This is a genomic window from Hymenobacter sp. UV11 (genome assembly GCF_004684095.1).
GTDB lineage: Bacteria > Bacteroidota > Bacteroidia > Cytophagales > Hymenobacteraceae > Hymenobacter.
In genome coordinates, this window is record NZ_SRII01000035.1 from 1 (window position 1) to 7,860 (window position 7,860).

At 61.6% G+C, this 7,860-nt stretch carries 7 protein-coding genes; 4 read left to right on the forward strand and 3 right to left on the reverse strand.

Annotated features, from left to right (window positions below):
• Positions 1-672: 672 nt before the first annotated feature.
• Both E4631_RS25345 and E4631_RS25350 read left to right on the forward strand, forming a co-directional pair.
• Complete coding sequence (locus E4631_RS25345; protein WP_133658059.1) at positions 673-1,374, forward strand: MBL fold metallo-hydrolase; 702 nt, start codon at positions 673-675, stop codon at positions 1,372-1,374.
• Positions 1,375-1,441: 67 nt separating this feature from the next.
• On the forward strand, positions 1,442-2,683 hold the full coding sequence (locus tag E4631_RS25350; RefSeq protein WP_133658058.1) for a putative sensor domain DACNV-containing protein: 1,242 nt from the start codon (positions 1,442-1,444) through the stop codon (positions 2,681-2,683).
• A gap of 469 nt (positions 2,684-3,152) precedes the next feature.
• Here E4631_RS25350 and E4631_RS25355 read toward each other — a convergent pair whose 3' ends face one another.
• The 3 genes from E4631_RS25355 to E4631_RS25365 form a co-directional block, all read right to left on the reverse strand.
• Positions 3,153-3,851, reverse strand: coding sequence for a hypothetical protein (locus E4631_RS25355; protein WP_133658057.1), 699 nt, complete (start codon positions 3,849-3,851; stop codon positions 3,153-3,155).
• Between the two features lie 174 nt (positions 3,852-4,025).
• Positions 4,026-5,063 carry an alpha/beta fold hydrolase gene (locus E4631_RS25360; protein ID WP_133658056.1) on the reverse strand — a complete coding sequence of 346 codons (1,038 nt, stop codon included), beginning with the start codon at positions 5,061-5,063 and terminating at the stop codon, positions 4,026-4,028.
• A 69-nt stretch (positions 5,064-5,132) separates the two neighbouring features.
• A complete protein-coding gene (locus tag E4631_RS25365) occupies positions 5,133-5,780 on the reverse strand; it encodes a hypothetical protein (protein WP_133658055.1) in 648 nt (215 codons plus the stop codon).
• Between the two features lie 293 nt (positions 5,781-6,073).
• Between E4631_RS25365 and E4631_RS25370 the strand changes: the two genes are divergently transcribed.
• Both E4631_RS25370 and E4631_RS25375 read left to right on the forward strand, forming a co-directional pair.
• Positions 6,074-7,138 (forward strand): sensor histidine kinase, encoded by a 1,065-nt coding sequence (locus E4631_RS25370; RefSeq protein ID WP_133658054.1) that lies wholly within the window; start codon positions 6,074-6,076, stop codon positions 7,136-7,138.
• Positions 7,135-7,782, forward strand: a complete 648-nt coding sequence (locus E4631_RS25375; protein WP_133658053.1) for a LytTR family DNA-binding domain-containing protein — start codon at positions 7,135-7,137, stop codon at positions 7,780-7,782. Before E4631_RS25370 ends, E4631_RS25375 begins: the two co-directional genes overlap by 4 nt.
• Positions 7,783-7,860 lie beyond the last annotated feature (78 nt).

Sequence of the window (7,860 nt, forward strand, 5' to 3'; positions counted from 1 at the left end):
TTGGTCTTTCACCACCGAAAAGGCCCGCGATAAGTTGAAAAACAGATACGCTGAACTGACCAAAGTAACTAACGAAATTAAACTGTCAGACCACTAGTTTGTTGTAAGGGGTAGTGGACGTAGGAACCCGCCAACCGGCCGGTTTAGCTGAGCTGGATGGGAGGTGAAGGTCGGCAGACGCAGTAGTACAGCAGCTTTGGGGGGCTAAAAAGGCGCCGCGTCGCGCTGAAGCGGCTGACCACCTGAACCGGCCGGTTATAATTGGCTGGGTCAGGTAGTCAACTGGCTGTTGAGGGGCCTTTATTGGACTAATTAGTGCTAATAATCAATTAATTATCATAATTAGGTTGAGTAAGTGTATCAGGTAATTGGTGCTTGTATGGATGAACAAGTTGTTTACTCAAACTACCGTGGCTGTTGCCCATACTACTACGTTCGCGGCTAGCCAGCGCGCTTGTGGAAGCAGGGTAGTCTCTGCGCCAAGTCCGAGAGTCGGCCGATTGGCGGGAGTGGATAGGTGCTACCCTACGCCACAAGTCAATTCAGCAGTAAAACTGCCCTTAACGGGCAGCAAATCATCGACCCCGTCGCTGCCGGAGGCTGGGCTGACAATGTTGCGCAGAAACTGCCCTAGCTTACGCGCTCGTTTCACCTTTTTCCTGTTTCGTCGTCATGGCTGTTGTCCAACTAACGCCGCGCGTGTGGCAATTAAAGCTGAACCTGGTGAATTGCTACCTGCTGGAAACGGAGGATGGCCTGCTACTCATCGATACGGGCTACCCGAACAGCGCCGACAAGCGCTTCGCCGCCGTGCGCGAATCGGGCCACGACCCGGCCCTGATTCGCCACCTGCTGCTCACCCACTGCCACATCGACCACGGCGGCAGCGCCGCCGAAGTACAGCGGCGCACCGGCGCGCGCACCTACGCCCACGCCCTCGACGCGCCGCTGATAGGCCAAGGCATCGCCGAACGGCCCGGCACCACCCGCACGCCCGGCCTGGTCAACCGGCTGGTGTACCTGTTTTTTATCAAGTACGCCGGCACAACCTATGACCCCCTGCCCGTGGACGAGCCACTGGCGCACGGGCAAGTACTACCCCTGGCCGGGGGCCTCGAAGTCATCCATTCGCCCGGCCACAGCGCCGGCCACCTCTGCCTGCTGCTGCGCTCAGAAGGCCTGCTGATAGCCGGTGACATCTGCTCCCACGTGATGGGCTTGAAGTACAGCACCATCAACGAGGACCGCACCCTAGCCCGGCAGAGTATTTTGCGCGTAGCGGAGTACCCGTTTGAGCGGGCCGCATTCGGGCACGGCGACGCGCTCACGGAACGAGCCAACCAGCAGCTGAAAGAAGCCTTTGCGGCTAGTTAGCGCGCTTCAAAATTAGTTGGTAGTCGAGGCTACTATCACCCGCGCCCGCGTAATTTGGCCGCCAGCTATGACCCCTTCGCATTACTATCCGGCCGACCTGGCGCTCGCTCTGCGCGCGCGCTGGCCCGCTGAGGCCCCGCCGCTCCCGACGGCGGAAATCCTGACGTCCTTCATCTCGGTGCTCTACCAGGCCAGCCTCCTGTTCGAAGAAAGCCAGCCGGTGCGCTGCCACGCCGTGCTAGCCTCCCCGGCCCAGCTGGCCGCCCAGCCCGTGGCCCTCACCGATTTTCACGTCGTGCATTTTGCGGAAGCGCGGGCCTGGAACGAGCAGGAAGTGCGCCGGCTCAGCTCAGCCGTGCAGCCCGCCAGCAGCCTGCTGGCCGTGGAGCCGACGCCCGATGGCCCGCTGCACTTGTGGGGCCTGCTCTTTAGCGGGCACCAGTGGGACCAGTCGGCCGACGAGGTGGGGCCCCGCGGCGCCAGCGCACCCCTAGCGCTGCTAGTGCAGGTAAGCGGGCCGGGCGGCCTCGTGTTCTACTACGGGGCCCGGCGCGTGCTCACCTTGCAGCGCGGACGCATCGAGGGGCACGGCTTCTTGCAGCATCCTAGTGCCTGGGGCGCGGGCCGCTTTCTGGAAAACCAGCAGTTGGCCGGGGCGCTGGCGGCCGGGCTGGCGTGGACGCCCGTGCAAAGCGAGTGCTTGCTGCAACTGGTCTTGCGCATGCAGCGTTGCGCCCTCACGCAGGCGCGCAGCAGCGGCCACGGCATGCTGGTGGTGCTGGTGCCTACCCCCCGCGTCGCCGAGCTTTTCGCCCCGGGCGGCGTGCTGCGGCCCAAGTACCGCCTGCGGCACCCTGCCGCCGGCCCGCGCTACCCCACCTTGGTGCAAGCCCTCCTGCACCGCCTGCTGGCGCTGGGGGAGGTGAGCTGGGCCCACTTCCAGCAGTCGACCGATGCCGAGCTGCTGCGCCTGACGGCGGAAGTCGACCAGTTTGGCCACGACCTGGCGGCGATGGGGGCCGTGGATGGGGCCCTCGTGCTCACGCACCAAATGGAGCTGGCCGGCTTTGGGGTGGAAGTGCAGGCCACGCAGGTGCCCCTGAGCCAGGTGTACCGCGCCCTGGATGTCGAAGGTGAAACCCTGCAGGCCCTGCCCGCCGACCACGGCGGCACCCGCCACCGGGCCGCCTACCGCCTTTGCCTGGCCGCCCCCGACTGCCTGGCCATCGTCGTCTCGCAGGACGGCAACGTGCAGTTTGTCCACAACCAGGCCGGCAAAGTAATTTTTTGGGACCAGCTTTCTTTTTGAGTGCTACCCACTTCCCCCGGTAGTAACGACCGCGTCGAAGTAAGTCGTCGCGGACTGTACGCACCGGCCCAGTTGGTGGGGCGGCCGAAGGGCCTTTGCTAGAGTAGCTACTTATAAAGCTACCTAACCTCTTGCTTGTACTGCCTTCGTGGTCACTGATTAAGAAGCAGTTGCCTTATTTAACTAGCGGCTGGCAGCAACCCTATCAACGGCTGCCCGTTGCCAGGCGGTGAGCGCTGGGTAGTAGATGCCTCGGCCGGCGGAGGGAGGGGTTCACTGGTGGCTTACCGCCCTGGGAGATTAGCGGCAGGAGCTAAACTGCCGAGAGCGTATCGGCTACCTCCTGGCTTACCGAAAGGGAACCGTACACTTAAAAACTAAGGACATATTATATATAATATGTCCTTAGGGGAAGTTTAGCTCCTTTCTGCTATAAGAAGGCCTATTTCATTCCTGCTTCGGCTAGGCGCTAGGAAACGGCCGGAACCGCTGCCCGGAGCGTTTCGTCACCAGGCTGGCCTATCACCTCGCGGTTGCGGTCCACCCAATAGGCCAGCAGCACGGTCACCCAAAATAGCTGTCCCGACCACCCCAACGCCGCCACCGAGGCGGGGGGCGGGCTGAACAGGCCGCCCACGTGGATCAGCACGAGGAACGCCACCAGCCCCAGCAGGCCGTAACGGCCCTTGCCATTGCGGGGCTTGGTACGCCGCACGTAGAGCCACAAGCCCGCCCCCAGGAGCGCGAATTCGACCACTTGCGTCAGGGCAACCTGGTTCCACAGCCCGAAGCCGAACAGCGGCGACGGGCCGGGATACAGCGGCAAATCGGGGGTGTGCACCACTAAATCGAGCAGCCAGTGGCTGGGCACGAGCAAGCCCACCAGCACCGCGCTCTGCAGGTTGCGCCGCAGCAGCCAGTAGGCTAGGCCTAGCAACAGACCCGCCACCAGCTCGCCCGCCAGGCTGTGCGTGAAAGGATAATACACGAAATCAAATGCGTTGGTGGCCGTGAAGTGCGGCACAATTTTCACGCGCTCGACGCCCAGCAGCAGCAGCGTGGGCCACACTAAATCGGCTAGCTGAGCGGCCAGGAACAGGGTACCCAGCGATACGCGCGGTTGGATGGTCTTGGCGCCGAAACCGACGCCGAAATGTCCGAGAAACATAGGAAGAGGGGTTGGAAAAAAGGATGTTGGCGTACTGGACAAAGGTCAACCTCCGCTCAAGCGGCTTTGCTAACCAATTCTGCAAATCAAATGGATAAAAAAGGAGTCTTGTGTTATTTTTTTGCGACTGGATGCTCCAGCTACCTGACTAGAGTGCGGAAAGTGCTTACTATCTCATTTATACTGCTCAACAAACTGGTTTATTTCGTTGCAGAAAAAGGACTCATCCTGAATGTAGGGGTTGTGGCCGCTGATGGGCGAAACCGCCAGCCGCTTGTGCGGCGTACCTACGTGGTTGAAAATATCTTCTCCCATTCCGGACGGGCAGATAAAATCGTATTTGCCATACAGCAGCAGCGTGGGCGTGGTCACTTTGGCGAGCACCGAAGTAAATTCGGTTTTGGCCAACTCCCGGTTGAAAGCAGCGTTGTTCGAAAAGCGGCTATTCAGGAAAAGGGTCGTGACGGGCACGTCGTAGCGAATGGCCCCTTGCCGGAGAATAGCCAGCACGTCCACCTTCTTTACTTCCTCAAAATAGGTTTCGGCCTCGTGGGCGTAGGTGTTGAGTTGCGTCGATTCCTCGAAGGTGAAATTGCCCGGATGAGCCTGGCAGTAGTCGACGATGGGCTGCCACTCCGCGGGATGGTTGCGCAACAACAGCTGCTGCTGGCCCATCATGAGCAGCATGTTTCGGGTTAGCGAGTCGTTCAGGGGATAGTTGTGGTCCCCGTCGACCACAATCCAGCCGTTGACCAGGGCCTGGTAGGTGCCCGTGGTCAGGAACGAGGCCGTCAGAAGCCCGCCAAAGCTGTGGCCCAGCAAGAAAACGCGGGCGTCCTGCCCGTAGCGGGCCTTGAGGACTTGAATCACCTTTTTCAGGTCCTCCGTCATTTGCGGTAGGTTCAGGTTGGCCACGTTGGCGTTGCCCTGCGCGGCCCCCGCGTTGCGCTGGTCCCAGTACACGCAGGCGTACTTGGTTTCGAGGTGCTGCTGCACGTAGTCGGTGCTGTAGCCGTAGGCGCTGCCGCCCGGCCCGCCGTGCACGAACAACACAAACACGCGGCTCGCGGTGTTGCCCTGCACCAGCACGCGCATCGCCGCGTTGGCATTGTCGACGTAAAAAGTATCGGAGGCGTGGTCGTTGACGGTGATTTGCTCTTTCTGGCACGCGGTAAACAGCAGCACGCCGAGAAGGGTCAGGAGAAATTTCATGAGCGGGTTTGGTTGTAAAGGGGCTTGGCGCTGGTCAGCACCTGGGGATGAAGTGGGGAAGGCCGGCGACTAGCCGCGCTTGATGGACCAGACTTTCCGGCGCAGGAGCTGCGCCGGCGTGTACACCAGGCCGATTTCCAGCGTCGGCCGCACGTAGAGCGTGCTGTTGGAGGGAAACAGCACCAGCAGGTTCAGCTTCGAGTAGAGCGCCAGGGGCAGCGTCCCGGTTTGGCCGAAGTCGTGCCCCAGGCCGGCGCCCACCGTGGCCACGCCGTAGTAGTGGCCGGCGGCTCGCTCGATGCTGACGCGGCCCTCGTCCGTTACCTGGTAAGTAGTGCCGCCCAGAAACGTGCGGCTCAGGCCGATTTCGGCGGACGTTTCGCGGAAGAAGCCCCCGGCCGTGGTCCTCCGGTTCAGCAGCCCGAGCGCCAGGTAAGTATTGTCGTGGAAGGTGGGGTGGTGGTACCAGTTGGCCGAAGTGGTCAGCAGTAGGGCCCGGGTGAAGACCTTCGGGGCGCCGGCTTTGCGGGGCCGGGTAACCCCGGCGGTTCGCAGGGGAAATTCTACTCCCACTTTCAGGCCCGGATAGATGAGCGAGCTGTTGGAGGCCAGCACTAGGCTAGCCGACTGCGGCACGAGCTCCGCCGCAGGGCTCGTTTGGGCAAAAGCGGCCGGGACGCTGGGCAGCAGCACAAGCAGAAGAATGCGTAGTTTCATGGCGCAGCGGTGAAAAGGGGTTGTCGGAAAGCGTTGCAAACCTCCGCTATTCGTTCAAGCCCCACCGCCGCTAATCCGCCAACGCCGCCTTCCGTGCCGCCAACGCAACCGCCCGTGCCGCCAACGCAACCGCCCGCGCCACCAAGGCGGCCCGCGCCATGTTAGCCGGCTCCCAACGGTTGACTTGACGCAAAAAGGGTCGTTGGCGGCACGGAAGGCGGCGTTGGCGGATAACACAAGGACCAGCCGGAACTAGCAGGATACCTTGCTGCTCCACTCTTTTCCCCCGTTAGATGCCTGCTTTTATTCTGGTCCGTTTCCGCTACGCCGGCCACTTGCTTTTCTGGGGGCTGCTGCTCGCGGTGGTGGTGGCCTTCGATACGGTGCAGGACGGTCACGGGCCGTACACGCTGCCCCAGTACCTGGCCAGGTTCGGCCAACTCGCCATTTGGCTCTGCCTGGGCCGCGTGATGGCGACGGTCTACTTCAGCTTGTGGGTGTTCACGCGCTATGCGTTTCCCCGGCACCTGCCGTTGGTGCTGGGGCAAATTCTGCTACTGGGCCTGTTTGATAATGGATTTCGTTACCTGCTGGACCGGTACGTGCTGCCCGCCCTCACCACCGAGGCTCCGCCCGCCGCCGAGGCCCTTGCGGCCGGCGACCACCTGCTGGGCAGTTGGCTGATTGTGATACTGGCCTTCGTCTTCAAACAACTGCACGACCACCGCAAAAGTGAGGCGCTGCTGCACGAAAAAAACGCGATGGAGCTGGCCTACCTGAAGGCCCAGCTCAACCCGCACTTCCTCTTCAACAGCATGAACAACCTGTACGGCCTGGCCCTGACCGAGCCCGAAAAGACACCCGACGCCATCCTGATGCTCGCTGACCTGATGCGCTACATGCTTTACGAAAGCAGCGCCAACCACGTCTCGCTCCGCCAGGAAGTGAATTACCTCAACAGCTACATTGCCCTCGAAAAGCTGCGCTACGAAGGGGACGTCCACGTCGATTTCGCCATCGAGGGCAACCTGGAGGGCGTCCACATTGCCCCGCTGCTCCTCATTTGCTTCGTGGAAAACGCCTTCAAGCACGGCACCGTGAGCAACCCGGCCCACCCGGTGCAGCTGTACCTGGCCGTGCAAGGCCACCACCTCGCCTTCTGGAGTCGCAATCAAATCGTCGCGAAGAACAAGGACCTGGTAGGGGGCGTGGGCCTAGCCTCGGTGCGCCGCCGGCTCGCCCTGCTTTACCCGCAACGCCATCAGCTCACGGTGACGGCCGAGCACGGCATATTTGAGTGCGCCCTGGAGCTGGAGGCGCTTACGCCCGTACTACATAAACCCCTGGTAGCCGCATGAAAATCAACCTGCTGGCCATCGACGATGAGCCCCTGGCGTTGCGCGTGATTGCGGCGCACGCCCAGAAAATCCCCTTTCTCAACCTGGTCGGCACCACGACCAACCCGGTCGAAGGGCTGCTGCGGGTGCAGCAAGGCGGCGTCGATGTGGTGTTGCTCGATGTGCAGATGCCGGCCATGACGGGCTTCCAGTTTCTCCAGATTCTACACGGCCGGTGCCCGGTCATCCTCACCACCGCCTACCCCGAGTACGCCCTCGAAGGCTATGAGTATGCCATCGCTGACTACCTGCTCAAGCCCATCTCGTTTGAGCGGTTTCTCAAAGCCGTGCAGCGCGTGCAGGCCCCGCTGGCCGCGTCGCTTCCCGCGGTCGATGAGCCCGTCGCGCCGTCCCCCGCCCCCGCCTTGGCCGGCCATATTTTCATCAAAACCGACAACCGCCTGGTGAAGGTGAACCACGCGGATATTCACTACATTGAGGGCGGCAAGGAATACGCCACAGTGGTCACGAGTACCGGCAATATTCTGACCCTAACCAGCTTGCTTAAACTAGCTGAGAGCCTGCCCGCGCCGCAGTTCCTGCGCATCCACAAGTCCTACATTGTGGCCCTGGATAAGATTGAAGTTATACTCGTCACGAAGTGAGTTGCGCGTCGAGAATATGAAATTTACGGGTTAGTAGGGACGCGAGGTCAGGCCCACACTCAGGAAGCCGGGTGAAAA